This window comes from Leisingera aquaemixtae, assembly GCF_001458395.1.
Classification (GTDB): Bacteria; Pseudomonadota; Alphaproteobacteria; order Rhodobacterales; family Rhodobacteraceae; genus Leisingera; species Leisingera aquaemixtae.
On sequence record NZ_CYSR01000031.1, the window covers coordinates 249,300 to 273,069 of the forward strand.

At 64.4% G+C, this 23,770-nt stretch carries 28 protein-coding genes; 10 read left to right on the top strand and 18 right to left on the bottom strand.

What is annotated here, in order from left to right:
- Window positions 1–2: 2 nt before the first annotated feature.
- On the bottom strand, window positions 3–350 hold the full coding sequence (locus PHA8399_RS18160; protein WP_027245100.1) for a DUF8846 family protein: 348 nt from the start codon (window positions 348–350) through the stop codon (window positions 3–5).
- Window positions 351–495: 145 nt separating this feature from the next.
- On the opposite strand from PHA8399_RS18160, the gene PHA8399_RS18165 reads away from it, so the two are divergent.
- Window positions 496–1,029: a HutD/Ves family protein gene (locus PHA8399_RS18165; RefSeq protein WP_058287513.1), complete on the top strand. Its 534-nt coding sequence runs from the start codon at window positions 496–498 to the stop codon at window positions 1,027–1,029.
- On the opposite strand, the gene PHA8399_RS18170 is transcribed toward PHA8399_RS18165, so the two are convergent.
- From PHA8399_RS18170 to PHA8399_RS18185, 4 genes are all read right to left on the bottom strand, one after another.
- Window positions 1,026–2,393, bottom strand: a complete 1,368-nt coding sequence (locus PHA8399_RS18170) for a formimidoylglutamate deiminase (RefSeq protein WP_058287514.1) — start codon at window positions 2,391–2,393, stop codon at window positions 1,026–1,028. The two genes, PHA8399_RS18165 and PHA8399_RS18170, sit on opposite strands and share 4 nt — an antisense overlap.
- A 254-nt stretch (window positions 2,394–2,647) precedes the next feature.
- On the bottom strand, window positions 2,648–3,475 hold the full coding sequence (gene dapD, locus PHA8399_RS18175; protein WP_058287515.1) for a 2,3,4,5-tetrahydropyridine-2,6-dicarboxylate N-succinyltransferase: 828 nt from the start codon (window positions 3,473–3,475) through the stop codon (window positions 2,648–2,650).
- Between the two features lie 118 nt (window positions 3,476–3,593).
- Window positions 3,594–4,193, bottom strand: a complete 600-nt coding sequence (locus PHA8399_RS18180; protein ID WP_058287516.1) for a GntR family transcriptional regulator — start codon at window positions 4,191–4,193, stop codon at window positions 3,594–3,596.
- Window positions 4,194–4,231: 38 nt separating this feature from the next.
- Entirely contained in the window at window positions 4,232–5,152 is a 921-nt protein-coding gene (locus tag PHA8399_RS18185) for a threonine/serine dehydratase (protein WP_058287517.1), read from the bottom strand.
- A 148-nt stretch (window positions 5,153–5,300) separates the two neighbouring features.
- On the opposite strand from PHA8399_RS18185, the gene PHA8399_RS18190 reads away from it, so the two are divergent.
- Window positions 5,301–6,149 carry an LOG family protein gene (locus PHA8399_RS18190; protein WP_058287518.1) on the top strand — a complete coding sequence of 283 codons (849 nt, stop codon included), beginning with the start codon at window positions 5,301–5,303 and terminating at the stop codon, window positions 6,147–6,149.
- Between the two features lie 31 nt (window positions 6,150–6,180).
- Here the strand turns inward: PHA8399_RS18190 and PHA8399_RS18195 are convergent, their stop codons facing one another.
- Window positions 6,181–6,390, bottom strand: coding sequence for a hypothetical protein (locus PHA8399_RS18195; protein WP_058287519.1), 210 nt, complete (start codon window positions 6,388–6,390; stop codon window positions 6,181–6,183).
- A gap of 54 nt (window positions 6,391–6,444) precedes the next feature.
- Here PHA8399_RS18195 and PHA8399_RS22585 point away from each other — a divergent pair, with 54 nt between their 5' ends.
- Window positions 6,445–6,621 (top strand): hypothetical protein, encoded by a 177-nt coding sequence (locus PHA8399_RS22585; RefSeq protein ID WP_158509274.1) that lies wholly within the window; start codon window positions 6,445–6,447, stop codon window positions 6,619–6,621.
- Window positions 6,622–6,723: 102 nt separating this feature from the next.
- Complete coding sequence (locus PHA8399_RS18200) at window positions 6,724–7,965, top strand: type I secretion protein (RefSeq protein WP_058287520.1); 1,242 nt, start codon at window positions 6,724–6,726, stop codon at window positions 7,963–7,965.
- 40 nt (window positions 7,966–8,005) lie between these two features.
- Here the strand turns inward: PHA8399_RS18200 and rlmN are convergent, their stop codons facing one another.
- The 3 genes from rlmN to PHA8399_RS18215 all read right to left on the bottom strand — a co-directional run bounded on the left by rlmN (window position 8,006) and on the right by PHA8399_RS18215 (window position 10,300).
- Window positions 8,006–9,193, bottom strand: a complete 1,188-nt coding sequence (gene rlmN, locus PHA8399_RS18205; RefSeq protein ID WP_058287521.1) for a dual-specificity RNA methyltransferase RlmN — start codon at window positions 9,191–9,193, stop codon at window positions 8,006–8,008.
- Between the two features lie 94 nt (window positions 9,194–9,287).
- Window positions 9,288–9,671, bottom strand: a complete 384-nt coding sequence (locus PHA8399_RS18210; protein WP_244270251.1) for a lysozyme inhibitor LprI family protein — start codon at window positions 9,669–9,671, stop codon at window positions 9,288–9,290.
- Window positions 9,672–9,769: 98 nt separating this feature from the next.
- Window positions 9,770–10,300, bottom strand: a complete 531-nt coding sequence (locus PHA8399_RS18215; RefSeq protein WP_058287522.1) for an invasion associated locus B family protein — start codon at window positions 10,298–10,300, stop codon at window positions 9,770–9,772.
- A gap of 181 nt (window positions 10,301–10,481) precedes the next feature.
- On the opposite strand from PHA8399_RS18215, the gene PHA8399_RS18220 reads away from it, so the two are divergent.
- On the top strand, window positions 10,482–11,480 hold the full coding sequence (locus PHA8399_RS18220; RefSeq protein ID WP_058287523.1) for an asparaginase: 999 nt from the start codon (window positions 10,482–10,484) through the stop codon (window positions 11,478–11,480).
- 60 nt (window positions 11,481–11,540) lie between these two features.
- Here the strand turns inward: PHA8399_RS18220 and PHA8399_RS18225 are convergent, their stop codons facing one another.
- The 4 genes from PHA8399_RS18225 to serB form a co-directional block, all read right to left on the bottom strand.
- The gene (locus tag PHA8399_RS18225; protein WP_058287524.1) at window positions 11,541–11,861 is read right to left on the bottom strand and encodes a YciI family protein; all 321 of its coding nucleotides are present in this window, start codon (window positions 11,859–11,861) and stop codon (window positions 11,541–11,543) included.
- A gap of 32 nt (window positions 11,862–11,893) precedes the next feature.
- Entirely contained in the window at window positions 11,894–12,331 is a 438-nt protein-coding gene (locus tag PHA8399_RS18230) for an SRPBCC family protein (RefSeq protein WP_058287525.1), read from the bottom strand.
- Entirely contained in the window at window positions 12,328–12,648 is a 321-nt protein-coding gene (locus PHA8399_RS18235) for an ArsR/SmtB family transcription factor (RefSeq protein ID WP_058287526.1), read from the bottom strand. The genes PHA8399_RS18230 and PHA8399_RS18235 overlap by 4 nt, the downstream gene beginning before the upstream one ends.
- Before the next feature lie 263 nt (window positions 12,649–12,911).
- Entirely contained in the window at window positions 12,912–13,787 is an 876-nt protein-coding gene (serB, locus tag PHA8399_RS18240; RefSeq protein ID WP_058287527.1) for a phosphoserine phosphatase SerB, read from the bottom strand.
- A 279-nt stretch (window positions 13,788–14,066) separates the two neighbouring features.
- On the opposite strand from serB, the gene PHA8399_RS18245 reads away from it, so the two are divergent.
- The gene (locus PHA8399_RS18245; RefSeq protein ID WP_058287528.1) at window positions 14,067–15,221 is read left to right on the top strand and encodes a phosphoserine transaminase; all 1,155 of its coding nucleotides are present in this window, start codon (window positions 14,067–14,069) and stop codon (window positions 15,219–15,221) included.
- A 173-nt stretch (window positions 15,222–15,394) separates the two neighbouring features.
- The gene (serA, locus tag PHA8399_RS18250; protein ID WP_058287529.1) at window positions 15,395–16,990 is read left to right on the top strand and encodes a phosphoglycerate dehydrogenase; all 1,596 of its coding nucleotides are present in this window, start codon (window positions 15,395–15,397) and stop codon (window positions 16,988–16,990) included.
- Window positions 16,991–17,041: 51 nt separating this feature from the next.
- On the opposite strand, the gene PHA8399_RS18255 is transcribed toward serA, so the two are convergent.
- A complete protein-coding gene (locus tag PHA8399_RS18255) occupies window positions 17,042–17,440 on the bottom strand; it encodes a hypothetical protein (protein ID WP_058287530.1) in 399 nt (132 codons plus the stop codon).
- A 154-nt stretch (window positions 17,441–17,594) separates the two neighbouring features.
- Between PHA8399_RS18255 and PHA8399_RS18260 the strand changes: the two genes are divergently transcribed.
- The gene (locus PHA8399_RS18260; protein WP_058287531.1) at window positions 17,595–18,323 is read left to right on the top strand and encodes a metallophosphoesterase family protein; all 729 of its coding nucleotides are present in this window, start codon (window positions 17,595–17,597) and stop codon (window positions 18,321–18,323) included.
- A gap of 78 nt (window positions 18,324–18,401) precedes the next feature.
- On the opposite strand, the gene tdh is transcribed toward PHA8399_RS18260, so the two are convergent.
- Together tdh and PHA8399_RS18270 are read right to left on the bottom strand one after the other, a co-directional pair.
- Window positions 18,402–19,430: an L-threonine 3-dehydrogenase gene (tdh, locus tag PHA8399_RS18265; RefSeq protein WP_058287532.1), complete on the bottom strand. Its 1,029-nt coding sequence runs from the start codon at window positions 19,428–19,430 to the stop codon at window positions 18,402–18,404.
- Between the two features lie 14 nt (window positions 19,431–19,444).
- Window positions 19,445–20,632 (bottom strand): glycine C-acetyltransferase, encoded by a 1,188-nt coding sequence (locus tag PHA8399_RS18270; protein WP_058287533.1) that lies wholly within the window; start codon window positions 20,630–20,632, stop codon window positions 19,445–19,447.
- A gap of 163 nt (window positions 20,633–20,795) precedes the next feature.
- On the opposite strand from PHA8399_RS18270, the gene PHA8399_RS18275 reads away from it, so the two are divergent.
- Window positions 20,796–21,197, top strand: coding sequence for a VOC family protein (locus tag PHA8399_RS18275; RefSeq protein WP_058287534.1), 402 nt, complete (start codon window positions 20,796–20,798; stop codon window positions 21,195–21,197).
- An 80-nt stretch (window positions 21,198–21,277) separates the two neighbouring features.
- On the opposite strand, the gene PHA8399_RS18280 is transcribed toward PHA8399_RS18275, so the two are convergent.
- Window positions 21,278–21,484, bottom strand: a complete 207-nt coding sequence (locus tag PHA8399_RS18280; protein ID WP_008554505.1) for a cold-shock protein — start codon at window positions 21,482–21,484, stop codon at window positions 21,278–21,280.
- A gap of 274 nt (window positions 21,485–21,758) precedes the next feature.
- A complete protein-coding gene (locus PHA8399_RS18285; protein WP_058287535.1) occupies window positions 21,759–22,325 on the bottom strand; it encodes a helix-turn-helix domain-containing protein in 567 nt (188 codons plus the stop codon).
- 203 nt (window positions 22,326–22,528) lie between these two features.
- Between PHA8399_RS18285 and PHA8399_RS18290 the strand changes: the two genes are divergently transcribed.
- Entirely contained in the window at window positions 22,529–23,704 is a 1,176-nt protein-coding gene (locus PHA8399_RS18290) for an acetyl-CoA C-acyltransferase family protein (RefSeq protein WP_058287536.1), read from the top strand.
- The last annotated feature ends 66 nt before the right edge of the window (window positions 23,705–23,770 follow it).

The window sequence follows — 23,770 nt, forward strand, 5'->3', positions numbered from 1 at the left end:
CCTTAGTGGAACACCGGCTCCTCGCCGTCGAAGAACGGGGTCATCTGCGCAACGATCACCGCGTTTTCCTCCAGCGCCCGCTGCATCAGGCCGCGTTCCTCTTCGCCGATCTCATGGCCTTCGGCTTCGCGCTCTTCCAGCGTGCCGTAGCCGGTCACATCCAGCGGCGCGGTATCGGCCTGCTTGAGGATCGCCACGGTCTCGCGCACCGCCTCGGCTTCGTCCACGCCGGAGGCATAGATCATCAGCGCGGCACCGGTGGCGCCGTCGGGCAGGCCGTCCCCGTCCTTGCGGCCGATCTGGACAAGCAGGGTATAGACTTGCTGGCGGGAGGGTTTCTTCTTTTCCATGCCGCCGCCATAGCGCCGGGGCAGGGGGATGGTCAATCAAATAGCGCGGACGGCGCGGGCTGGACCGGCAGGAAACCGATGGCTTGCGGCGGGCCACGGTTCCGCACTATGCCAGAACTGATTTAAGCGGCGAAAGGACAGCCCGATGCGCATTTCCGCTCTCACCGCTCAGGCAGTGCCGTGGAAAAACGGCGGCGGCGTGACGCGCGAGCTAGCTGTGCATGAACAGGACGGCCATATGGTCTGGCGGGTGAGCCTGGCGGACATCACCCGAAACGGCCCGTTTTCCGCCTTTCCCGGCCTCGCCCGTATCCATTGCGTGACCGAAGGGGCGGGCCACAGCCTGTCAAACCGACACACACGGCTGGAGGCGCGGCCGCTGCAGCCTTTGTGCTTCGATGGCGGCGCGGATTTGGCCTGCAGCCTGCGCGACGGGCCGTGCAAGGCGTTCAACGTTATCTATGACCCGGAACAGGTGAGGGCAGAGGCAAGAATACTGGCAGACGGCCCGGTTCCGGATGCTGACGTCCGCCAAGTGCTGTTCGTCGTTTGCGGCAGCCTGCAGATGGCAGGTACAGACCGTCTTGGGCCCGGAGAGGGGATAGTGACGCAGAGCGCCGCCGGCGTGGTCGTCACCGGCGGCGGCACTGTGATCCAAGTGCGGATTTTGCCTGTTTAGAGACAGTTCAAAAGCTCTTTGACCGCTGTCTTGTAGCCTGCGACCACGCTGTCCCGGGCGATGTGGCGGCCCTGCTGCACCACATGGCGGCCGGCGCTCCAGACATCGGTTACAGTGTTATCGCCTGCGGCAAAGCAGAGGCCGTCCAGCAGCTGCTCCGGCTTCAGCGCGCAGAGCGCGGGCGCGCTGCTGTCAATCGCCACCAGATCCGCCAGCGCGCCTTGCTCGATCCGTCCGGCATCGCGGCCCAGGGCCTGCGCGCCGCCTTTGGCTGCGCCCAGATACAGGGTTTCGCCGACCGAGCCCTCGCCCGGCACCAGCACGTTGCGCGCCAGATCGCGCAGGCGCTGGGAATACTCCAGCGTCCGCAATTCTTCCGGCAGCGAAATCCGCACGTTCGAATCTGATCCGACCCCGAAGGTGCCGTCCTGCGCCAGGTATTCCACCCCGTTGAAGGGGCCATCGCCCAGGTTGGCCTCGGTGATCGGGCACAGGCCTGCAACGGCGCCGGAGCGGGCCATGCCGATGGTTTCGGCACTTGTCATGTGGGTCGCGTGGATCAGGCACCATTTGCCGTCCACCGGCGCGTTCGCCAGCAGCCATTCAACCGGCCGCGCGCCCAGCCAATCGCTGATATCCGCCACTTCCTTGGGCTGTTCGGCGATGTGGATGTGCACCGGAAGCCTGTCCTGGATCCGCAGCACCTCCGCCAGATCCTCGGGGCAGGTGGCCCGCAGCGAGTGCGGCGCGATGCCGACGCTGGCATCTTCCGGCAGGTCACGTGCGGCCAGTCCGCGGGCGCGGGTGACAAGCTTGGAGAACGCCGTAACCGAGTTTCCAAACCGCTTCTGGCCCCCGTTCAGAGCCTGTTTTCCAGCGCCGCCGTAGGTGTAGAGCACCGGCAGGTGGGTGAGGCCGATGCCGGTCTGGCTGGCGGCGGCAAATACCCGCTCGCTGAGCTCGGTCAGTGACTCAAAAGGCGCGCCGCCGGGCTGGTGGTGAACGTAGTGGAACTCCCCGACGGAGGCATAGCCGGCCTCCAGCATCTCCAAAAAGACCAGCGCGGCGATGGCCTCGTACTGCTCTGGTGTGATGCGGTCCATGAACCGGTACATCAGCTCGCGCCAGGTCCAGAAGCTGTCCTTGCCCGCCGCGCGGTACTCGGTCATGCCCGCCATGGCCCGCTGAAAGCTGTGCGAATGCAGATTGCCCAGCGACGGCAGCAGCACGTCCGCCCGTGTATCGCCGGGCTGCGGTCCGGCGCCAGTTTCCAGGGAAGAAATCCAGCCCTTATCAACCGTCAGCCGGAGGTTCTCTGCCCATCCCTGAGGCAGGCGGGCGCGCTGGGCAAATATGGTCTGCATCTAACCCTCTTATGTGTAGATGTAATACTATTAGCGGCAGGCTTATTGCGCGGCAAGGGTTTTACACAGGAGGGGCGCTGCCCCTCGGCCTGGCGGCCTCACCCCGGGATATTTCCGGGCCAGATGAATAGAGGATCCAGTCTTCATCTGGCTCAAAATATCCTGGGGTTTGGGGCGAAGCCCCAACCGCCGGAGGCAAAGAAAAACGCGCCCGGCAAGGGGCGCGTTCCTGTCGTTCAGAATTGCAGCGCGGATCAGTCGCGCAGCAGCTCGTTGATGCCGGTCTTGGAGCGGGTCTTCTCATCAACGCGCTTCACGATCACCGCGCAGTAGAGGCTGATGTTGTTCTTCGACGGCATCGAACCGGCCACCACAACCGAGTAGGGCGGCACTTCGCCATACATCACTTCGCCGGTCTCGCGATCAACGATCTTGGTGGATTTGCCGATGAAGACGCCCATGCCCAGTACCGAACCTTCACGCACGATACAGCCTTCGACCACTTCCGAACGGGCACCGATAAAGCAATTGTCTTCGATGATAGTGGGGCCGGCCTGCATCGGCTCCAGCACGCCGCCGATGCCGACGCCGCCCGACAGGTGGACGTTCTTGCCGATCTGCGCGCAGGAGCCGACGGTGGCCCAGGTATCGACCATGGTGCCCTCATCGACATAGGCGCCGAGGTTCACGAAGGAGGGCATCAGCACCGCGCCGGGGGCAATATAGGCGGATTTCCGGACCACGCAGTTCGGCACCGCGCGGAAGCCTGCGGTTTTCCAGTCTGCCTCGCCCCAGCCGGCAAACTTGCTGTCGACCTTGTCCCACCAGCCGCCGGCCTGCGGGCCGCCTTCGTGGATTTCCATGTCCTTGATGCGGAAGCCCAGCAGCACCGCCTTCTTGGCCCACTGGTTCACATGCCAGTCGCCGTTCTCCAGCTTTTGAGCCACCCGCAGCTTGCCTGAATCAAGCGCGTTCAGGGTGTCTTCGATGGCGTCACGCTGTTCGCCGGTTGTGGCGGGGGTGATGGTGTCGCGCGCCTCCCAGGCGGCTTCGATCGCTGCTTCCAGCTGGGCGTTGGACATGGGGGTTCCTCCGGCATCGGTTTGAGTCGCAGCTTCATAGCGGCTATCGCGGTGCAGGTCATGCCCGGATTGCGTCCAAATTGCCGCCTCGGACGGCGTTTTGCGGGGTTCCGGCGGCTTAGCGCACCCGGCGCAGGTGGCGGCGCAGGATTTCGCAGGCGGCAGCAGGGTCGCGGCGGGTCATTGCGCTGACAATGGCGGCGTGGTCGGCGTCCACCCGGCGGGTCCACTGGTGCTGCCAGTTGGCAAACAGGTGCCGGGCGGCGGCGATGTGCAGATCGTCGATCGAGGCCAGCAGCCGCGGCATCGCGCAGGGCGCCAGAATCACCCGGTGGAACGCGCGGTTGAGGCGTTCCCAGCTGGCCATGTCCTCTGCCGCGTCGCAGGCCAGCCGGGCGGCCTCGGCCGCTTCGGTATCCTCCGGCGTCAGGCGGGCGAAGGCATGGGTGAGGGCCAGCACCTCCAGCGCGACCCGCATTTCGATCACCTCGCGGATCTCGGAGGGGTCCAGCGCGCTGACCCTGGTGCCGCGGCGGGGTTCGGATTGTGCCAGCCCATGCGCCTCCAGCCGCAACAGCGCCTCGCGCACCGGCACGTGGCTGGCCTCGAACTCGCGGGCGATATGGTCCTGGCGCAGCTTCTCCCCGGCAGGCAGGCTGCCGGTGATGATGCGCTCGCTCAACGCCTGGTAGATGGTATCGGCAATGGTTGCGGACATGTACTGGCGATAGCCGGGCGGCTGGCTGCCCGCAAGGGTTATCCCAGCGGGTCCGGAGCGATGTTGCCGCCGCAGATCAGAACCGCGACGCGTTCTCCGCGGGCAGGACGGTAGGCACCGCACATCAGCGCCGCCAGCGCCGTCGCGCCGGCGGGCTCAACCAAGATCCGCCGCTCGCGCCAGAGCGCAGCCTGGGCTTTGGTGATGGCGCTGTCCGGCACAGTCAGAGAGTCGATGCCCTGCGCCGCGGCCAGCTCAAAACAGATGCTGCCGATGCGCTTGGCGCCCAACGCGTTGGTCGCAACGCCGGAGACGTCAACATCGACAGGCTGTCTTGCCGCCAGCGCCGCGTTCAGCGCACAGGAGGTTTCCGGCTCCACCGCGACAATCTTCCTGGCGCCTTGGAACCAGGCCATCGCGCCGCCGATCAGCCCGCCGCCGCCCACGGCGATCAGCAGGGTATCGGCTGCCAGCCCCTGGGCCTGCCATTCGGCAAAGCAGGTGCCCTGGCCCGCGACAGTGGCAGGCGCGTCATAGGCGTGAACCTGCATGGCGCCGGTTTCCTGCTCATAGGCCTGCGCCTGTTCCAGCGCGTTGGCATAGGCGCCGGGCACCACCTGAAGATCGGCGCCGGTGCGCTCGATCAGGGAAATCTTGGCGGGCCCCGCCATCTCCGGCACATAAATCCGCGCTTTGTGGCCCAGCTGGTGCGCGGCATAGGCCGCGGCGGCACCGTGATTGCCGCCCGAGGCGGCGACCAGCCCTGCTGCCGGCACCTCTTGGCTCAGCAGTGTGTTGAAGGCGCCGCGGGCCTTGAAGCTGCCGGTATGCTGCATGTGCTCCAGCTTCAGCTCCACCGGATACGGCAGCCCGAAGCCCTGCGTCTGCATCACCGGGGTGCGCTGCACATGGGGGCGGATGCGCTCTGCCGCTGCGGTGATTTCTCTTTGCCAGTCCATGCGCTGCCCTCCTGTCTGCTGCGCCGGAACCTTAGCCGCGCCGGGTCCGGACGCAAGCGGAACGGCGCGTTCTGATGCATTCTTGATTGGCGCTAACGGCCGAGGGCGGTTACAAAGGAGGTCCTGTTATTTTTTGCCTGGATTGCCCATGACCGAAGACCGCCACAGCCGTTTCAGCGATGCCCATACCGACCGGAACCGGGCAGAGCATGTGCCTGCCACGCCGCAGACACGGTCGCCTGCCTACCGTCTGGCTTTCGCCGATCAGGAATTCATGTACCGGGAGGAGCTGCGCCCGGTGCGGTTGCAGCTGGAGCTTCTGAAACCGGAGCTGATGCTGAACGAGCGCGGCATCGAAAGCACCATCGTGATGTTCGGCGGTGCCCGCATTCCGGATCCGGAGCACAAGGATAAGGCGCGCACGCAGACGCTGGCCGATCTGTCGCATTTCTATGACGAGGCGCGTGAGTTCGCCCGGCTTATGACGGCAAAATCAAAGGAGAGCGGCGGACGCCAGAATGTCGTGGTGACCGGCGGCGGCCCCGGTGTGATGGAAGCGGGCAACCGCGGCGCAGCGGATGCGGGCGGCCATTCCATCGGCCTGTCGATCGTGCTGCCGCATGAGCAGGCGCCGAATGGCTATGTGACGCCGGACCTCAGCTTCAATTTCCACTATTTTGCGATCCGTAAAATGCACTTCCTGATGCGGGCGCGGGCAATCAGCGTGTTCCCGGGCGGCTTTGGCACCTTGGATGAGCTGTTCGAGAGCCTGACCCTTATCCAAACCGGTCGGATGGAGCGCGTGCCGTTCCTGCTGTTCGGCAAGGACTTCTGGGACAAGATCATCAATTGGGATGCGCTGGCCGATGCAGGCACCATTTCGGAACAGGACCTGGACCTGTTCCGCGTGGTCGACACCGCGCAGGAAGCGGTGCGGATCATCGACAACTGGGAACCGGCGCCGCCGCGCGAAACCCTTCCGGGGCGCGAGCGCTAAGCGCCAGGGCGGGCTTTAGCTGCTGCCGGGCTCAGGCCAGTTCCGGCGGCAGCGTGCCGATTTCGTCGCCCGTGGTCAGCCGGGTAAGGACCGGGGTGCCTGCCACGGTCTTCACCCCATAGCCATAGCCGCGCAGGCGGAATTTCCATTCCCGCGGGCTGAGCGCCTTCTGCCGCTCGCTGCGGATCAGTTCCAGTACGCTGGGGTCAACGGGCTGGGCCTGTTTGTCTGACGGTTGCATAAGCCGATTACCTTTCAAAACATTTGTCCATGCATTGGAAACTGTTCCCGGCAGATGGCGGAATTTGTGCCGGTCTGGGGTGAAAATGGGGCGGCGGATGACTGGTACTTTCCTGCAACACACCACCCGCCGCAGAGTCAGTCAGGCGTGCGGCTGGTTCGGTCCCGCAAGCCCGGGCTTAAGCAAGATGGATTATTTTCGCTGATTTCCATCCGTGTTCATGCAAACTGAGACAACGACCGCGGAAGTGAGCGGGTTTCGCCCGGAAGCGGGCCAAACTTGGCCACATTTACAAACAAAAACTTACCGGCGGTTGAGCAGTGGAGAAGCTTGATGTCCGAAGTCACAGACTACACAGCGCTATTGGCATATATGTCCAGCGACAGTTTCCGGTGGAACAGCCTGTCTGATTTGGGAACCAGAACGGTGGTGACCTACAGTTTCACCAGCGCCAGCGAACTGGACCCCGTCAGCAGCGATCCTTACGGGGCCTACCGCTATTGGGCCTTCGACAGCCAGCAGCGGGAGTACTTCCGCAGGGCCCTGGACGAGTTCGAGGAAGCTTCGGGTGTGATCTTTGTCGAAACCGGCGGCCCGGCGATGATCAATGTTTTTGGCTATGATGGCGGTTCGGCGGCCGGATGGGCGGATTACCCCTGGGCCAGCAGCTATTCGACCAACGAGGGCCGCCTGGCGATTGAGGGCGGCAACATAATGCCCGGGTCCTTCGGCTATGAGACGGTTCTGCATGAGATCGGCCATGCGCTGGGCCTGAAACACCCGCATGACGGGGACACCACCTTGGCTGATCACCTGGATACCCAGGCAAACACCGTGATGACCTATACCTATGCCGGTTACAACGTGACTGAGCTGGGAACCTTCGACGTGCAGGCCCTGCAGCACATCTACGGCAGCAGCGCGGATACCGCAGGGTGGAGCGTGCGGGTCAAATCCAGCGGCATGGTGGTGATCGACACCAGCGCCGAAGCTGAAACGGTTCTGGCAGTCGGCCAGGAGAGCAAAGTTTTCGGACGCGGTGGCAGCGACACACTGATCGGCCGTGAGGCCGCCGACAGGCTGATAGGCGGCGGCGGTCAGGATACCCTCATCGGGGGCTACGGCGAAGACCGGCTGGTCGGCGGCAAAGGCGCGGACGTCCTTATCGGCGGCCTGGACGATGACGAGTATTCCGGCAGCACAAATGAGGCGGACAAGCTGGTCGGCGGCGGCGGCTGGGATACCCTCTCCGGCGGAGCCGGCGATGACACGCTGGTCGGCGGCAACGGCCGGGACCGCCTGATCGGCGGCGACGGATCGGACCAGCTGACCGGCGGCCGGCACGCGGACACCTTTGTGTTTGTCTCGGCTGATTACTACGAACAGGAAGTGATAACGGATTTCGGGCGCGGCGGCGACAAGATCGAGTTCTCAGGCACCTCGGTGGATGACTTCAGCGACCTGTTGATCAGCCAAAGCGGCGGCAGCACGTTCGTCAGCTACTACGGACAATACGAGATTGAGCTTGCCGGCTTCAACGGCACACTCACTCAGGACGACTTTCTCTTTACTTAAGGCAGCCGGGGACCCTGCCGCACAGGGGCCGAAGCCGGGATCACTTCATCCCGGCTTCGGCCTCGATCTGTTTGCGGCTCTTGCGGGCGCGTTCGGTCGCAGACTTCAGCTGGCCGCAGGCCGCCATGATGTCATCGCCGCGGGTCTTGCGGATCGGTGAGGCATAACCGGCCTGATAGATGATGTTGGCAAACGCCCGAATCCGGTTGTTGGAGGACCGCTTGTACGGGCTGCCGGGCCATTCGTTGAACGGGATCAGGTTGATCTTGGCCGGAATATTGTAACGCTTGATGTGATCGATCAGTCGGTGCGCGTCCTCGTCGGTGTCGTTCACGCCGTCCAGCATCACGTATTCAAAGGTGATCCGCTCTGAATTCGACGCCTTGGGGTAATCCGCCAGCGCCTGCAGCAGCTCGTCGATGTTCCAGCGCTTGTTGATCGGCACCAGCACGTCGCGGGTCTCGTTGGTGGTGGCGTGGAAGGAAATCGCCAGCAGGCAGCCGATTTCCTGCGCGGTGCGGGCAATCTCCGGCACCACGCCGGATGTCGACAGCGTGATTCGGCGGCGGCTGAGGGAGATGCCTTCCGGGTCCATCGCGATCTTCATCGCATCGCGGACGTTGTCGAAGTTGTAAAGCGGCTCGCCCATGCCCATCAGCACGATGTTGGAGAGCAGCCGGGTCTCCTCCTTCGGTGCGCCCGGCACCGGCCATTCCTCCAGATCGTCGCGCGCCATCATCACCTGGCCGACAATCTCTGCAGGGGTCAGGTTGCGCACCAGCTTCTGGGTGCCGGTGTGGCAGAACGAGCAGGTCAGGGTGCAGCCCACTTGCGAGGAAATGCACAGGGTGCCGCGGTCGTCCTCGGGGATATAGACCACCTCGACCTCATGGCCGCCTGCAATCCGCACCAGGTACTTGCGGGTGCCGTCTGTCGACACCTGCTTGCTCACCACTTCGGGAACGCGGATTTCAAACGTCTCCGCAAGCTGCGCGCGGTAGGCTTTGGCCAGGTTGGTCATCTCGGCAAAGTCGCGCTTGCCCCACTGGTAGATCCACTGCCAGATCTGGCCAACCCGCATTTTCGCCTGTTTCTCAGGCGTGCCGTGCTCAATCAGCACCTCGCGCATCCGGTCGCGGGTCAATCCGACAAGATTGATCTTGCCGCCTTCGGGATCCTTGCGGGGCAGGGTCAATACGTCTTGGGTGATCGGCGCGCTGGCGGTCATGGCTTTCGGACTCGATGCTGATGGGCGGATGCGGCTCTATATAGGATTTCGAACGGAGATCAAAAGGAATCCTGCCAAATTGCTTGCATAGCGGTTACCCGGCATACAGCATCAGCTCATCAATCCGGGCACGGCCCAGCTGTGTCCAGCAGGAACGGATCGCAATGCCCGTCCCCGAGCCGCCGCCGTATGTCGCCCCCACAAAGGCGCAATGCTCGGCCCGGTAGGCTTCCCACGCCTTCTGCCCGCCCTCAAGCGCGGGGACTGCGGCGCTCCGGCCGGTAACGTCGTCCAGTTCTTCTGCCGCATCCAGAGCAAAGCTCAATGCCTTAGCGAGTGCGGCTTCCACACGCTCCTCGTCCTTGGCAACGCATTCGCCAATATCCACCTGGGAGCCGGCATCGCCGCATTCCAGCGCGGGATCGGCGAAAACGGGTTGTGTCAGCATGATCAGAACACCAATGACGCTACGCAGCATGGCAAGCACCTCCTGCCGCATGGTACGCGGCCCGCGGCCTTCAAACAAGAAAACCCCGGCGCGGGCCGGGGTTTACTGAAAATCCTTCCGTTCAGCGCTTACTTGCTGCAGCGCTTCTCGGCATCTTCCACCGCGGCGGTAAAGCCGAGCAGCGAGAAAGTGTCCTGGGTCTGGGTGCCGCGGGCGGACCGCGCTGTCAGCACCGCATCGGAGCCGCGCTTCATCGCGGTGATGATCTTGGCGTCATCCGCAGGGGTGGCCGGCCAGGCCCATTCGCCCTCGGTGAACAGTTCGAACTCGGAGTCGCCGATCGCCATATTGACGGTGGAGCCCGGCGCAAACGGATAGCCGCCGGTAAAGCTCACCTCGCCCTTGGGGGTGGCGTCCTCGCGGTAGGTGACAAACAGCTGGATCTCGCTGCGGCGCACCGCCACCACGCGGCCGTCGCGGGTGTTCACGGTTTCCTTCGGAGCCGACACGCCCCAGCATTCATTCGGGTCGTTGCCCTCAAAGACGCTCCAATCGACCTTGGCCGCAACCCGGTTGTTCGACGTTTCCTGCGCAGATGCGGTGGTTGCCAATGCTGCCAGACACAGGCCCGCAGCCACGCGGGCGAGTTTCAATGCCATTTGTCCCGACTCCAAGACTGTTCTCTTACCTCAAAAACCAAGCAAAGGGCCCGCAGCGTTTCGTCCGCTGTCTGGTCCCGATCCCCTCGCTTGCGCTACACAACCACACTAACGTAACAAGCACCACGGGCGAAAGTGCGTTTTGGCAGGATTTCGCCAACAAAACATAAGGGGAGAGTTCATGCCGAAACCTGTGCCCATGGCCGAAGTCTGGCGCGGCCCGCTGCTGGAAAGCCTGCACCTGGGCCATGCCGTCATTTGCGATGCGTCCGGGCAGGTGGTGCGCAGCTGGGGCGACCCCGACGCGGTGATCTATCCGCGCAGCTCCGCCAAGATGATCCAGGCGCTGCCGCTGATCACCTCCGGCGCCGCCGCGCGCTATGGCCTCACGTCCGAGCAGCTGGCACTGGCCTGCGCCTCGCACAACGGCGCGCACATCCACACGGACCGGGTCAATGCCTGGCTCGGCCAACTGGGGCTGAAGGACGAAGATTTCCGCTGCGGCCCGCAGTTGCCGGATGACATCCCGGCCCGCAATGAGCTGATCAAGACTGACAGCAGCCCCTGCCAGGTGCACAACAACTGCTCCGGCAAGCACGCAGGCTTCCTGACCTTGACCCAATACCTGGGCGCGGGCGCGGAATACATTGAGGTGGACCACCCGGTGCAGCAGGCCTGCCTGGCCGCGTTTGAGGAAACCACCGGCCAGGACAGCCCTGGCTACGGCATTGACGGCTGCTCGGCGCCGAACTTCGCTACCACCGTCACCGGGCTGGCGCGCTCGATGGCCTGGTTTGCCAGTGCGGCTGACCGCTCCGACCGCGCCTCGGAGGCGGCGCAGCAGCTGGTCGCCGCAATGACCGCGCATCCCGAGCTGGTGGCCGGCGAAACCCGCTGCTGCACCAACCTGATGCGGGCGATGGGCGGCAAGGTGGCGATCAAGACCGGTGCCGAGGCGGTGTTCATCGCCATCCTGCCGGAACAGAAGCTGGGTGTTGCGCTGAAGATCGCCGACGGCACCACCCGGGCCAGCGAATGCGCGATTGCGGCGCTGCTGGTCAGCCTCGGCGTGCTGGACGCAGATCACCCGGAGACCCGCAAGTACATGAACAAGACGCTCTACAGCCGCCGCGGGCTGGAATGCGGCGCAATCCGCCCCGCAGCGGAGCTGCTGTTCTAAGAAAGCAGCGGCGACGCTGTTCTGAAATCAAATGCCCCGGCCGTGAACCGGGGCATTTTCTTACATCTCCATCTCGATGATTTCGGCGACTTCGACCGAGCCGCTGCCGTCCGCCACCATCGGGCAGCCCTTGGCCATCTCGCAGGCCGCTTCCTGGTCGGCCGCCTGCACAACCGAATAACCCGAGACCGGATTGGCGCCGCCATTGTCCGCCACGCCGCCGCCGCTGACGGTCTTGGACATTCCCACCGGCGCGCCCGGCACCTTCAGTGCGTCCCCCATCGAGCCCATCCAGCTCTTCCAGGCTTCCATCACCTTGGCGCCTTCCTCCTCGCTCTCCGGGGTCTTGCCGCCGTGGTAGACAAAAATGAACTCTGGCATCGGTCTTCTCCCTTGGTTGCGTGAATTGTGCGTCAGGCGTCTGCGGTGAGCTGAGCCTCCAGCTTGCGCAGGGTCGAGGTCCAGCCCTCGTCATGGCGCGCGGCAATCCCGTCATCGCCCAGATCGCGGTGATCAATCAGCAGCATGGCGCCGTCTCCGGCGGCGGCTATGGTAAAGGTCACATGGCTCTCGGCGCCGCGGCTGCCGTCCTCATCGTGCCAGGCCCAGGTAAAGCCGACGGATTTCGGCACATCCACATGGGTTACCTGGCCGGAAACATGGAACTGCTGCCCGTCGCTGTTCTGCATGATGGAATGCCACGGCCCGGTGCGGCTGAGGTCCAGATCGTGCTCCGGAATGGTGACGCCTTCCGGTCCCCACCATCGCAGCAGCTTGTCCGGCGTGGTCACCCAATCGAACAGTGTCTCCGGGCTGACCGGGAAGATCCGTTGCAACTGCAGGTCGCTCATGCGCCGTCCTCCCTCAGGGCCGCCTCCAGCCGGTCCAGGCTGCCGTCCCAGAACCCTTTGCGGGATTGGGTCCATTCGGCAATCATCCTGAGGCCCTCGGGCCGGGCGGAATAGAGCCGCCTCGCGCCATCGGCGCGCTGGGTCACCAGCCCGGCCTCGCGCAGCACCTTCAGATGGCGCGAGATGGCCGGCCCCGAAATGGCCGCCCCCGGTGCCAGATCGCCCGCCGGCAGTTCGCCTTGAGTGATCAGCTGGTCGACAATCGACATGCGGGTCTCGTCCGACAGGGCCGCAAAAGATCTCAGAAGCGGGGTCATGAGTTCATTATTAACATATTTGTTAAATAATGGAAGTGTGAAATCCACGCCGTTGCAGGCCGCAAGGTCCGCGGCCCTTGCGGCCCCGCCGAAGAGGGGGGCTCCCGCCCGTCGTCAGCCTGTTCTGCGAACAGGCCTCCTCCCGTTGGGCCCGGCGCTGCGCAAATGCGCAGCGCCGGGCCCAAGGCCGCCAAGGTGCGGCTGCGCCAGCAGCCGCACCTGCGGGCGCGGGAGTTCCCCGGGCTGCGGCCCCGGGAGCGGGCTCAGCTTTTGAAATCGGCCTCAGAGTAGCCCTGGATATAGAGCAGCGCCGTCAGGTCGCCGTGGTTGATGCGGATATCGCATTCCGCCGCCACCGATGGCTTGGCGTGCAGCGCGACGCCTGCGCCTGCGCGTTTCAGCATGCCCAGGTCGTTGGCGCCGTCGCCCACCGCGATCACATCCGCCTCGCCGATTCCCAGCCGGGCAGTGATCTGCTCCAGCGCCTCCACCTTGGCCTCGCGGCCCAGAATCGGCCGCGCCGCTTCGCCGGTCAGCCTGCCGCCTTCCGCCAGCAGCGTGTTGGCCCGGTTCTCGTCAAAGCCCAGCTCCGACGCCACCCTGGAGGTGAAAGCCGTGAACCCGCCCGACACCAGCGCCGCATAGGCGCCATTTGCCTTCATCACCGAAAGCAGCTGCCTGCCGCCCGGCATCAGGGTGATGCGCTCGTCCAGAACCTTGCCGATCACCGTCTCCGGCAGCCCCTGCAGCAGCCCGACCCGCTCGATCAGCGCGCCCTCGAAATCCAGCTCGCCGTTCATTGCCCGCGCGGTGATGTCCTTGACCCGCGCGCCAACACCCGCTTCCTCGGCCAGCTCGTCGATGCACTCCTGCTGGATCATGGTCGAGTCCATGTCGGCCAGCAGCATCTTCTTCTTCCGCCCGTCGGCGGGTTGGATCACCAGATCCACCCCCATCTGCTGCAAATCCTCCCAGACCTGCCAGCGGTTGCCCGGCATCTGCTCCAGCACAAACTCGGCCGCGACGCCCGGCGCCAGCCAGATGGCCTCGCCGCCGCCCCAGGCATTGCGCAGTGATTCGGGCAGGGCGGGCTCCAGCACCGGGCTGGCGGGATTGCAGATCAGGCTGGCAACAAACATCGGCAGGCTCCGTTTCCTCAGGATTCTCCTTGTCATAGCGGGCCGCCGGGGCCTCGGCCAGACGGCAAAAAGCCGTTCATGACCGGCGGCATCATAAGGAGCGGTCCTGTTCGCCATTTCAGGGCGGCTGTTTCCGATGGTGGAAAATCATGTCGCAAAAAACATTCCAACAGCCGCATTCTTCTGATTTTTCTGTTGCATGCCGCGCTGCAGCAGCCTAGCTCTGTACCCGGGACACCCCTCCCCAACGAGGGGCGCTTATCTGGAAGGGTAGCATTTATGGCTATTGCACAACCGGCATCGCGGCCGGCCAATCCGCGTTTTTCTTCGGGCCCCTGCGCCAAACCTCCCGTCTTTGACCTGTCGAAACTTGCCGGCGCGCCGCTGGGCCGCTCGCACCGCGCTGCGGTCGGCAAGGAGAAGCTGAAGGCGGCGATCGAAGGCACCCGCGAGATCCTGAACATCCCCGCAGACTACAAGATCGGCATCGTGCCCGCCTCCGACACCGGCGCGGTTGAAATGGCGATGTGGAACCTGCTTGGTGCCCGCGGCGCCGAGATGCTGGCCTGGGAAAGCTTCGGCTCCGGCTGGGTCACCGACGTTGTGAAACAGCTCAAGCTGGACGCCACCGTCAAGACCGCCGATTACGGCCAGATCGTGGACCTGGGCACCGTCGATTTCACCAATGACGTTGTTTTCACCTGGAACGGCACCACCTCCGGCGTGCGCGTCCCCAACGGCGACTGGATTCCGGCGGACCGCGAAGGGCTGACGATCTGCGACGCGACCTCCGCGGCCTTTGCGCAGCATCTGCCCTGGGACAAGCTGGATGTGACCACTTTCTCCTGGCAGAAGGTGCTGGGCGGCGAAGCGGCGCACGGCATGATCATCCTCAGCCCCCGCGCGGTCGAACGGCTGGAAAGCTACACCCCCGCCTGGCCGCTGCCCAAGATCTTCCGCCTGACCAAGGGCGGCAAACTGATCGACGGCATCTTCCAGGGCGCGACCATCAACACCCCCTCGATGCTGGCGGTGGAGGACTACCTGCTGGCGCTCGACTGGGCCCGCTCGGTGGGCGGCATGGAAGGCCTGCGCGAACGCGCCTATGCCAACCTGGCCGCGGTGCAAAGCTTTGTGCAGGACAACCCCTGGATCGCCTTCCTGGCGGAACAGCCGGAATACCGCTCCAACACGTCGGTCTGCCTCAAGTTCACCGACGAACGCATCCAGGACGGCGCCGCCTTTGCCAAGGCCGTGGCCAAGCGGCTGGAGGGTGAAGGCGTGGCCTATGACATCGGCGCCTACCGCGACGCGCCTCCGGGCCTGCGCATCTGGTGCGGCGGCACGGTGGAAGCCACCGACGTGGCCGCGCTGATGCCCTGGATCAAATGGGCCTTCGAGGCCGAGATCGCGGCCCAGACCGAGGCCGCCTGAGCAACACCTGTGCCCGGCGGCACCGCCGGGCAGCGCCCGACCCTCCCGTTTTGCCGAAGGCGAACCTTCGGTTTGGCTGGAGGGCGCTTCACGCCCACCCAGGGCAGGGCGCAGCCCTCGCACAAAACTTCGCACAATCGGCCGCAACGGCCCCCGCAACAAGGACCGCAATCATGGCTCCCAAAGTTCTCATCTCCGACAAGCTGTCTGAGGCCGCCGTCCAGATCTTCCGCGACCGCGGCATCGACGTCGACTTCCTGCCCGACGTGGGCAAGGACAAGGAAAAACTGGCGGAAATCATCGGCCAGTATGACGGCCTCGCCATCCGCTCCGCCACCAAGGTGACGGAAAAGATCCTGGAGAACGCCGATAACCTCAAGGTGATCGGCCGCGCCGGCATCGGCACCGACAACATCGACAAGGAAGCCGCCTCCAAGCGCGGCGTCATTGTGATGAACACGCCCTTCGGCAACATGATCACCACCGCCGAACATGCCATCGCCATGATGTTCGCAGTCGCCCGCCAGCTGCCCGAGGCCTCTGCCTCCACCCATGCCGGCAAGTGGGAAAAATCCAAGTTCATGGGCGTGGAGCTGACCGCCAAGACCCTGGGCGTGATCGGCGCCGGCAACATCGGCGGCATCGTCTGCGACCGCGCCCGCGGCCTCAAGATGAAAGTGGTCGCCTATGATCCCTATCTGAGCCAGGAGAAGGCCGACAAGATGGGTGTCGAAAAGGTGGAGCTGGACGAGCTGCTGGCGCGCGCCGACTTCATCACCCTGCATGTGCCGCTGACCGACCAGACCCGCAACATCCTGTCCAAGGAAAACCTGGAGAAGACCAAGAAGGGCGTGCGTATCATCAACTGCGCCCGCGGCGGCCTGGTGGATGAGGCCGCGCTGGCGGAGCTGCTGACCTCCGGCCATGTGGCAGGCGCTGCCTTCGACGTGTTCTCTGAGGAGCCGGCCAAGGAAAACGCCCTGTTTGGCCTGCCCAACGTGGTCTGCACCCCGCACCTGGGCGCCGCCACCACCGAAGCGCAGGAAAACGTCGCCTTGCAAGTGGCAGAGCAGATGTCCAACTACCTGCTGACCGGTGCGGTTGAAAACGCGCTCAACATGCCGTCGGTGACGGCTGAGGAAGCCAAGGTCATGGGCCCCTGGATCAAGCTTGCCGACCACCTCGGCAGCTTCGTCGGCCAGATGACCGATGAGCCGATCAAGGCGATCAACATCCTCTATGATGGCGCGGCGGCCGGCATGAACCTGGACGCGCTGAACTGCGCGGTGATCGCCGGCATCATGAAGCGTTCCAACCCCGAGGTGAACCTGGTCTCCGCCCCGGTGGTCGCCAAGGAGCGCGGCATCCAGATCTCCACCACCAACCAGGACAAATCCGGCGCCTTCGATGGCTATATCAAGGTGACTGCCGTCACCTCCAAGCGCGAGCGCTCGGTGGCGGGCACCGTGTTCTCCGACGGCAAGCCGCGGTTCATCCAGATCAAGGGCATCAACATCGAGGCGGATGTGGGCGCGCATATGCTTTACACCACCAACGAGGACGTGCCGGGCATCATCGGCACCCTGGGCCACACCCTGGGCGACAACGGCGTCAACATCGCCAACTTCACCCTGGGCCGCTCCGAGGCCGGCGGCGAGGCCATCGCGCTGCTTTACGTGGATGAGCCCGTCCCGGCTGAGATCCGCGCCAAGCTTGCGGAAACCGGCCTGTTCAACCAGATCAAGCCGCTGGAGTTCGACGTCGTTTAAACGGACCTGCGCAAGACTGCCAAAGCCCCCGCCACCGCCGCGGGGGCTTTTTCAATGCCCCTTCTGGCGCGCAAACACCGCCTTTTCCGGCCGGTGCCGCAGCACAACTGCGGCAAAGATCAGCATCGACAGCAGCGCCGCCACTGACCCCGCCTGCGCCAGCCCCTCGCCGCGCTCCTGGATAGCCAGCGGAATGCCCGGCACCAGCAGCGCCAGCGCCAGCAGCGCCGCGCCCAGATGCAGACGCGGCAGCACGCCCCCGGCGGCGGCCGGCAGCAGGTGGTAATAAAACGCATAGATCGAACAGCTGACCCAGCCCAGCAGGTTCAGATGCCCATGGGCCGGCGACAGCAGATGGTCCTGGCTCGCCGACATCTGTATGCCCCAGACCATGCCGCCAAGCGCCGACACAACCGCGGCCAGCATAAACCACCGCGCAATTCCCTCCATCTCCAACCCTCCCTGTTCAGATTGATGGCAAGCCGCCGTTGCTAGTAACGTGGCGCGCTCTGTCCGGATTGCCAGCCGCGCTCCCGCATTCCCGGGGTTGAGCCGGCCGGCGCAATGCGCCATCACTCCGGCAGATCCGCACAAAGGAGCCGCCATGACCGCCCCCCTCTACGCCATAGGAGACATCCACGGCCAACTGGAGATGCTCGACCAGGCGCTGGCCCTGATCGAGGCCGACGGCGGCGAGGGCGCCCGCATCATCTTCCTCGGCGATTACACTGACCGCGGCCCGGACAGCTGCGGTGTGCTTGAACGGCTCGCCGGGGGGCAGGCCGAGGGGCGCAACTGGATTTGTCTCAAGGGCAACCACGACCGGATGTTCTCGATGTTTCTGGAGGAGTACCCGCGCAACGACGCCCGCCTGCTGGTCGGCTATCACTGGCTGCATGAGCGGATCGGCGGGCTTGAGACCCTGCAGTCCTACGGGGTGGAGGTGGAAGACGGCGACCGCATCTACCAGACCCATGCCCGCGCCCGCGCCGCGGTGCCGCAGGCGCATCTGGATTTCCTGGCCGGCCTCAAACCCTGCCACCAGGAGGGTGAATTGCTCTTTGCCCATGCGGGCATCCGCCCCGGCCTGCCGCTGGCGCAGCAAAGCGAGGACGATCTGATCTGGATCCGCCAAGAGTTCCTCAACGACGAACGCGCCCACCCCTGGCTGGTGGTGCACGGCCACACCCCGGGCAGGCGGGCGGAGCACCGGGGGAACCGGGTGAACCTCGACAGCGGCGCCGGCTACAGCCGCCCGCTCAGCGCCGCGGTGTTCGAAGGCCGCGACTGCTGGCTGCTGACGGAAGCGGGCAGAGTGCCGTTGAAACCCTGATCCGCTTTCATCTTCCCAGAAGTACTCTGGGAGTGAGCGCCGCAAGGCGCGAGGGGGCAAAGCCCCCTCAGCCCGTTATCATGTCCAGTCCAGCACCACCTTGCCGCTGGAGCCGGATTTCATCGCCGCAAAGCCTTCGGCGAAATCATCCACCCCGAACCGGTGGGTGATCACCCGGCTTACATCCAGCCCGTTCTGCAGCATGGCAATCATCTTGTACCAGGTCTCGAACATCTCGCGCCCGTAGACCCCTTTGAGGGTGATCGCCTTAAACACGATCCGCGACCAGTCGACCGGCGACTTGCCCGGCGGAATGCCCAGGAGCGCAATCTTGCCGCCCATCACCAGCGCCTCCACCATCTGATCCAGTGCGGCCTGCGAACCGGACATCTCCAGCCCGACGTCAAACCCCTGCTTCATGCCCAACTCCCGGATCACGTCCTGCAGCTCTTCTTTAGACACATCCACCGTGCGCACCGCCGGCACCACATGCGCAGCCAGCTTCAAACGGTCCGGGTTGATGTCGGTAATCACCACATGCCGCGCCCCGGCGTGTTTCGCCACTGCCGCTGCCATGATGCCAATGGGGCCTGCTCCGGTGATCAGGACATCCTCACCCAAAAGATCAAAGCTCAACGCCGTGTGCACCGCATTGCCCAGGGGGTCCAGGATCGCGCCGATCTCGTCCGGAATGTCATCCGGCAGCGGCACCACGTTAAAGGCCGGCAGCTTCAGGTACTCGGCGAATGCCCCCTGCTCATTCACCCCGATGCCGCGGGTGCCGGGGTCCAGGTGAAACTTGCCGGCGCGGCTCTGGCGCGAGTCCGTCTTGATCAGATGCCCCTCGCCGGAGCAGCGCTGCCCCACCGCCAGATCGGTGACATTGCGGCCGATCTCGACGATCTCGCCCGCGAACTCATGGCCGGTGATCATCGGCACCGGCACGGTGTGCGCGGCCCAGTCGTCCCAGTTCCAGATGTGGATGTCGGTGCCGCAGATGCCGGTCTTCTTCACCTTGATCAGCACCTCGTCCGGGCCAATCTCCGGCACCGGCGCCTGTACCATCCACAGGCCTTCCTCCGGGCGGCTCTTTTCCAGCGCCTTCATCGTGTTCGGACGGCTCATGACACAATCCCCAGTTCCTTGCCCACCTTGCCGAACGCCGCCAGCGCCCGGTCCAGTTCCTCCCGCGTCAGCGCCGCGTTCATCTGGGTGCGGATACGGGCCTGCCCGCGCGGCACCACCGGGAAGAAGAAGCCGGAGACATAGACGCCTTCGTCAAACAGCCTTGCCGCCATATCCTGCGCCAGATGCGCCTCGCCCAGCATCACCGGGATAATCGGATGCTCACCCGGCAGCAGGTCAAAGCCCAGTTTTTCCAGCCCCGCGCGCCAGTATTTCGCGTTCTCGAACAGCCGCGCCCGCAGGTCGTCCCCTTCTTCCACCAGCTGGATCGCCTCCAGCCCGGCAGCAACAATCGATGGCGGCAGCGAATTGGAGAACAGATAGGGCCGCGCCCGCTGCCGCAGCAGGTCGATCACTGGCTGCGGCCCGGCGATATAACCGCCGATGGCCCCCCCAAGTGCTTTGCCCAAGGTTCCCGTCAGGATGTCCGCGTCCACTCCGAAATGCTCCGGCGTGCCGGCGCCGGTCTTGCCCATGAAGCCGGTGGCGTGGCAGTCGTCCACCATCACGATGGCATCGTATTTGTCCGCCAGCGCCCGGATCTCCGGCAGCTTGGCCAGATAGCCGTCCATCGAGAACACGCCGTCGGTGGCAATCATGATATGCCGCGCGCCGTCCTCGCGGGCCTGCTTCAGCCAGGCCTCCAGGTCGTTCATATCGCTGTTCAGGTAACGGTAGCGCTTGGCCTTGCACAGCCGGATGCCGTCGATGATCGACGCATGGTTCAGCGAGTCCGAGATGATCGCATCCTCCGGCCCCAACAATGGCTCGAACAGTCCGCCATTGGCGTCGAAACAGGCTGCAAACAGGATCGCGTCATCCTTGCCCAGGAACTTCGCCAGCCGCTGCTCCAGCTCCCGGTGGATATCCTGGGTGCCGCAGATGAACCGGACAGAGGCCATGCCGAAGCCTTTCGGCTCCATCGCGTCCTTGGCGGCTTTGATCAGGGCGGGGTGGTCGGCCAAGCCCAGATAGTTGTTGGCGCACAGGTTGATCACCTGACGCCCGCCAACCGTGATCTCGCCCCCCTGCGGGGAGGTGATCATTCGCTCGCGCTTGTACAGCCCCTCGGCCTCGATCTGGGCCAGCGTGTCGGAGATGTCGGTCAGAAAAGCAGTGGACATGCGCAAACTCCCTTGGTGTCTCGAGTCGCACGTCTAGCATAGCGGATGCGTTTCCGGAATACAGGATTTCAGGATCGCGGAAAAAAATCCGTGAAACTGGACACGGCCGGTGAAATTCCGCCAAACCGGACTATCTGCCCCCGAATTAGGGAGGATTGCAGACATGGCACGGGTGACAGGAATTGGCGGTGTATTCATCAAGGCGCGCGGCGACGCCAAGGCGCTGGCGGCGTGGTACAGCGAGCACCTGGGGCTGGAGCTGACGGAGTTCGGCGGCGCCATCCTCAACTGGCAGGACGACACGGCAGAGGACGGCGGCCTCACCGTCTGGGGCACCGCCGATCCGGACGGGACCTGGTTCGCGCCCAGCACCGCCACCTTCATGATCAACTACCGGGTCGACGACATGGACGGCATGATCGAACAGCTGACCAAGGCAGGCATCCCCATCCAACAAGGCCCGGACTCCCATGAAAACGGCCGCTTTGCTTGGATCCTGGACCCCGAGGGCAACAAGGTGGAGCTGTGGGAGCCCAAGCTCTGGGACGAGAAGAACAAGGGCTGACAGGCCAAAAGAAAACCGGGCCAAAAGAAAACGCGGCCCCCTTTCAGGGACCGCGCTTCCGATCTGCAATACTGCGTGGCTTATGCCAGCTGCAGGTTCACCGCCGACTCGCGGCCGTCACGGCCTGCTTCGATGTCGAAGGTGACTTTCTGGTTGTCCGCCAGGCCGGTCAGGCCGGAACGCTCAACAGCGGAAATGTGCACGAACACATCTTTGCTGCCGCCGTCGGGTGCGATGAAGCCGAAGCCTTTGGTGGTGTTGAACCATTTTACGGTGCCAGTGGCCATATCCGTAGTCTCCTGATGATTGCTGCCCGCGGAAGTGCGGCAGCCTGGCGTAGTCGGTCTGGATCGAGAGACTGAAAACGCCGCAGAGCGGGAGACAGTGGATCGACAAGAATAACGTAAGCGGACCACATATGGGCCGTTGTCCCGAGTCGTTCAAGGGCTTTGTTCGCATAAAATCCGATAAGGGGCTTTCCTGCCGATGCAGGCTGTCAAACCGCTTCCACGTTTTCCCGCAACGACTCTCGCAGGTTTCGCCTGAACGCACTCACCAGCGTCAGGCATTCTTTACAATCAGAAACACCCGCGCGGGCCCCTCGGGAGCGGTGATGGAATGCGCGACATCAGCGGCATAGCGGGCAGTATCGCCGGCCCGCAGCTGGTCCTTGGCATTACCGGAACTCACCGCGATCTCCCCCTCCAGCACCGTCAGCTGCTCCACCGCGCCGCGGGTGTGCGGCTGGCTGACCAGCGCGCCGCCCTGGTCGAACCGGATGTCATAAACCTCATGCCCGCCGGCCTCTTCCGGCGGCGACAGGATGCGGATGCGGCAGCCCTGGCCCATGTTCTCGATCTTGGGCACGTCGGCGGCGCGCAGCACTTCGATCCGGTCCTGCATATCGGCCGCTTCCAGCAGCCCGGCAAAGTCCACCTGCAGTGCGCGGGTCAGGTTCCACAGCGTCGCAATGGTGGGGGAGCTTTCGCCGCGCTCGATCTGGCTCACCATCGAGCGGCTGACGCCGGAGAGATTCGCCACTGCCTCGAGGCTCAGGCCTTGGGCGCGGCGGGCCTCCTTCAGGCGGGCGGGCAGCAGGGTCAGGATATCGTCTGTGTTTTCCGTCATGACGGATTCTCTGCGCCGAAGCGGCTGATTCGTCAAATGTTCCCGCAGACGGCGATGCCGCGCTGCGGCGGTGCACAGGTGGTGTACAGCCGGTGCACGGGGGGTGACAGCCAGGCGACGCCGCGTTTTGATGACGGCACGTATCAGCAGACAGATCAATGCTGCGGGTGCATGATGGGGGAAATCTGACGAGGAGAGAGACTATGAATGACATCGTGATCCTGGATGGCGCCCGCACCGCCATCGGCACTTTTGGCGGCGCGCTGGCGGGCACTGCGCCGATCGACCTGGCCACCACGGTCTCCAAGGCCGCGCTGGAACGCTCCGGCGTCGAAGGCGGCCAGATCGGCCATGTGGTGTTTGGCCATATCATCAACACAGAGCCGCGCGACATGTACCTGAGCCGGGTTGCCGCAATGCAGGCCGGAGTGCCGGATGCGGTTCCGGCGATGAACGTCAACCGCCTTTGCGGCTCCGGCGTGCAAGCAATTATCTCTGCTTATCAATCGCTTGCCATGGGCGACGCCGAGTTCGCGCTGGCCGGCGGCGCCGAAAACATGTCGCGCAGCCCCTACATCATCCAGCAAAGCCGCTGGGGCGCGAAGATGGGCGACGTGAAGTCGCTCGACATGATGCTGGGCGCGCTGAACTGTCCCTTCGGCACCGGCCATATGGGGGTGACGGCAGAGAATGTGGCGGATGAGCATGAAATCACCCGCGAACAGATGGATGAGTTCGCACTTACCAGCCAGACCCGCACGGCGGCAGCGATCGAGGCCGGGCACTTCAAGTCGCAGATCACCCCCGTGGAGGTGAAGGTGAAACGCGACCTGGTGCCGTTCGAGGTGGACGAACACCCCAAGGCCACCACGCCGGAAGCGCTGGCCGGGCTGAGGGCGGTGTTCCAGAAGGACGGCCGCGTAACCGCGGGAAATGCCAGCGGAATCAACGACGGTGCGGCGGCCATGGTGCTGGCCACGGCTGCGGCGGCAGAGAAGGCGGGGCTGAAGCCCAAGGCGCGGATTCTGGGGTACGCCCATGCCGGCGTGCGCCCCGAGGTGATGGGGATCGGTCCGGTGCCCGCGGTACGCAACCTATTGGAAAAAACCGGCCTGTCGGCTGGCGACTTCGACGTGATCGAGTCCAACGAAGCCTTTGCCGCGCAGGCGCTGGCAGTGAACAAAGAACTGGGGCTGGACCCGGCCAAGGTGAACCCCAACGGCGGCGCCATTGCACTGGGGCATCCGGTGGGGGCCACAGGTGCCATTATCACCCTGAAAACGCTTTATGAACTGGAGCGGACCGGCGGTTCCAAGGGGCTGATCACGATGTGCATCGGCGGTGGTCAAGGTATCGCGCTGGCGATCGAGCGGCTTTGACGGCACGCGCGGCAAGGGGCGGTTTCAAAGCTGCGCCTTGCCGGGCTGTACGGCTTTTACGAAGAA

Excerpts from the sequence above, each read along its gene's own strand:
- PHA8399_RS18160 (WP_027245100.1), bottom strand. The coding sequence starts at position 350 with ATGGAAAAGAAGAAACCCTCCCGCCAGCAAGTCTATACCCTGCTTGTC.
- PHA8399_RS18165 (WP_058287513.1), top strand. The coding sequence starts at position 496 with ATGCGCATTTCCGCTCTCACCGCTCAGGCAGTGCCGTGGAAAAACGGC.
- PHA8399_RS18170 (WP_058287514.1), bottom strand. The coding sequence starts at position 2,393 with ATGCAGACCATATTTGCCCAGCGCGCCCGCCTGCCTCAGGGATGGGCA.
- dapD (WP_058287515.1), bottom strand. The coding sequence starts at position 3,475 with ATGTCCAACGCCCAGCTGGAAGCAGCGATCGAAGCCGCCTGGGAGGCG.
- PHA8399_RS18180 (WP_058287516.1), bottom strand. The coding sequence starts at position 4,193 with ATGTCCGCAACCATTGCCGATACCATCTACCAGGCGTTGAGCGAGCGC.
- PHA8399_RS18185 (WP_058287517.1), bottom strand. The coding sequence starts at position 5,152 with ATGGACTGGCAAAGAGAAATCACCGCAGCGGCAGAGCGCATCCGCCCC.
- PHA8399_RS18190 (WP_058287518.1), top strand. The coding sequence starts at position 5,301 with ATGACCGAAGACCGCCACAGCCGTTTCAGCGATGCCCATACCGACCGG.
- PHA8399_RS18195 (WP_058287519.1), bottom strand. The coding sequence starts at position 6,390 with ATGCAACCGTCAGACAAACAGGCCCAGCCCGTTGACCCCAGCGTACTG.
- PHA8399_RS22585 (WP_158509274.1), top strand. The coding sequence starts at position 6,445 with ATGGCGGAATTTGTGCCGGTCTGGGGTGAAAATGGGGCGGCGGATGAC.
- PHA8399_RS18200 (WP_058287520.1), top strand. The coding sequence starts at position 6,724 with ATGTCCGAAGTCACAGACTACACAGCGCTATTGGCATATATGTCCAGC.
- rlmN (WP_058287521.1), bottom strand. The coding sequence starts at position 9,193 with ATGACCGCCAGCGCGCCGATCACCCAAGACGTATTGACCCTGCCCCGC.
- PHA8399_RS18210 (WP_244270251.1), bottom strand. The coding sequence starts at position 9,671 with ATGCTGCGTAGCGTCATTGGTGTTCTGATCATGCTGACACAACCCGTT.
- PHA8399_RS18215 (WP_058287522.1), bottom strand. The coding sequence starts at position 10,300 with ATGGCATTGAAACTCGCCCGCGTGGCTGCGGGCCTGTGTCTGGCAGCA.
- PHA8399_RS18220 (WP_058287523.1), top strand. The coding sequence starts at position 10,482 with ATGCCGAAACCTGTGCCCATGGCCGAAGTCTGGCGCGGCCCGCTGCTG.
- PHA8399_RS18225 (WP_058287524.1), bottom strand. The coding sequence starts at position 11,861 with ATGCCAGAGTTCATTTTTGTCTACCACGGCGGCAAGACCCCGGAGAGC.
- PHA8399_RS18230 (WP_058287525.1), bottom strand. The coding sequence starts at position 12,331 with ATGAGCGACCTGCAGTTGCAACGGATCTTCCCGGTCAGCCCGGAGACA.
- PHA8399_RS18235 (WP_058287526.1), bottom strand. The coding sequence starts at position 12,648 with ATGACCCCGCTTCTGAGATCTTTTGCGGCCCTGTCGGACGAGACCCGC.
- serB (WP_058287527.1), bottom strand. The coding sequence starts at position 13,787 with ATGTTTGTTGCCAGCCTGATCTGCAATCCCGCCAGCCCGGTGCTGGAG.
- PHA8399_RS18245 (WP_058287528.1), top strand. The coding sequence starts at position 14,067 with ATGGCTATTGCACAACCGGCATCGCGGCCGGCCAATCCGCGTTTTTCT.
- serA (WP_058287529.1), top strand. The coding sequence starts at position 15,395 with ATGGCTCCCAAAGTTCTCATCTCCGACAAGCTGTCTGAGGCCGCCGTC.
- PHA8399_RS18255 (WP_058287530.1), bottom strand. The coding sequence starts at position 17,440 with ATGGAGGGAATTGCGCGGTGGTTTATGCTGGCCGCGGTTGTGTCGGCG.
- PHA8399_RS18260 (WP_058287531.1), top strand. The coding sequence starts at position 17,595 with ATGACCGCCCCCCTCTACGCCATAGGAGACATCCACGGCCAACTGGAG.
- tdh (WP_058287532.1), bottom strand. The coding sequence starts at position 19,430 with ATGAAGGCGCTGGAAAAGAGCCGCCCGGAGGAAGGCCTGTGGATGGTA.
- PHA8399_RS18270 (WP_058287533.1), bottom strand. The coding sequence starts at position 20,632 with ATGTCCACTGCTTTTCTGACCGACATCTCCGACACGCTGGCCCAGATC.
- PHA8399_RS18275 (WP_058287534.1), top strand. The coding sequence starts at position 20,796 with ATGGCACGGGTGACAGGAATTGGCGGTGTATTCATCAAGGCGCGCGGC.
- PHA8399_RS18280 (WP_008554505.1), bottom strand. The coding sequence starts at position 21,484 with ATGGCCACTGGCACCGTAAAATGGTTCAACACCACCAAAGGCTTCGGC.
- PHA8399_RS18285 (WP_058287535.1), bottom strand. The coding sequence starts at position 22,325 with ATGACGGAAAACACAGACGATATCCTGACCCTGCTGCCCGCCCGCCTG.
- PHA8399_RS18290 (WP_058287536.1), top strand. The coding sequence starts at position 22,529 with ATGAATGACATCGTGATCCTGGATGGCGCCCGCACCGCCATCGGCACT.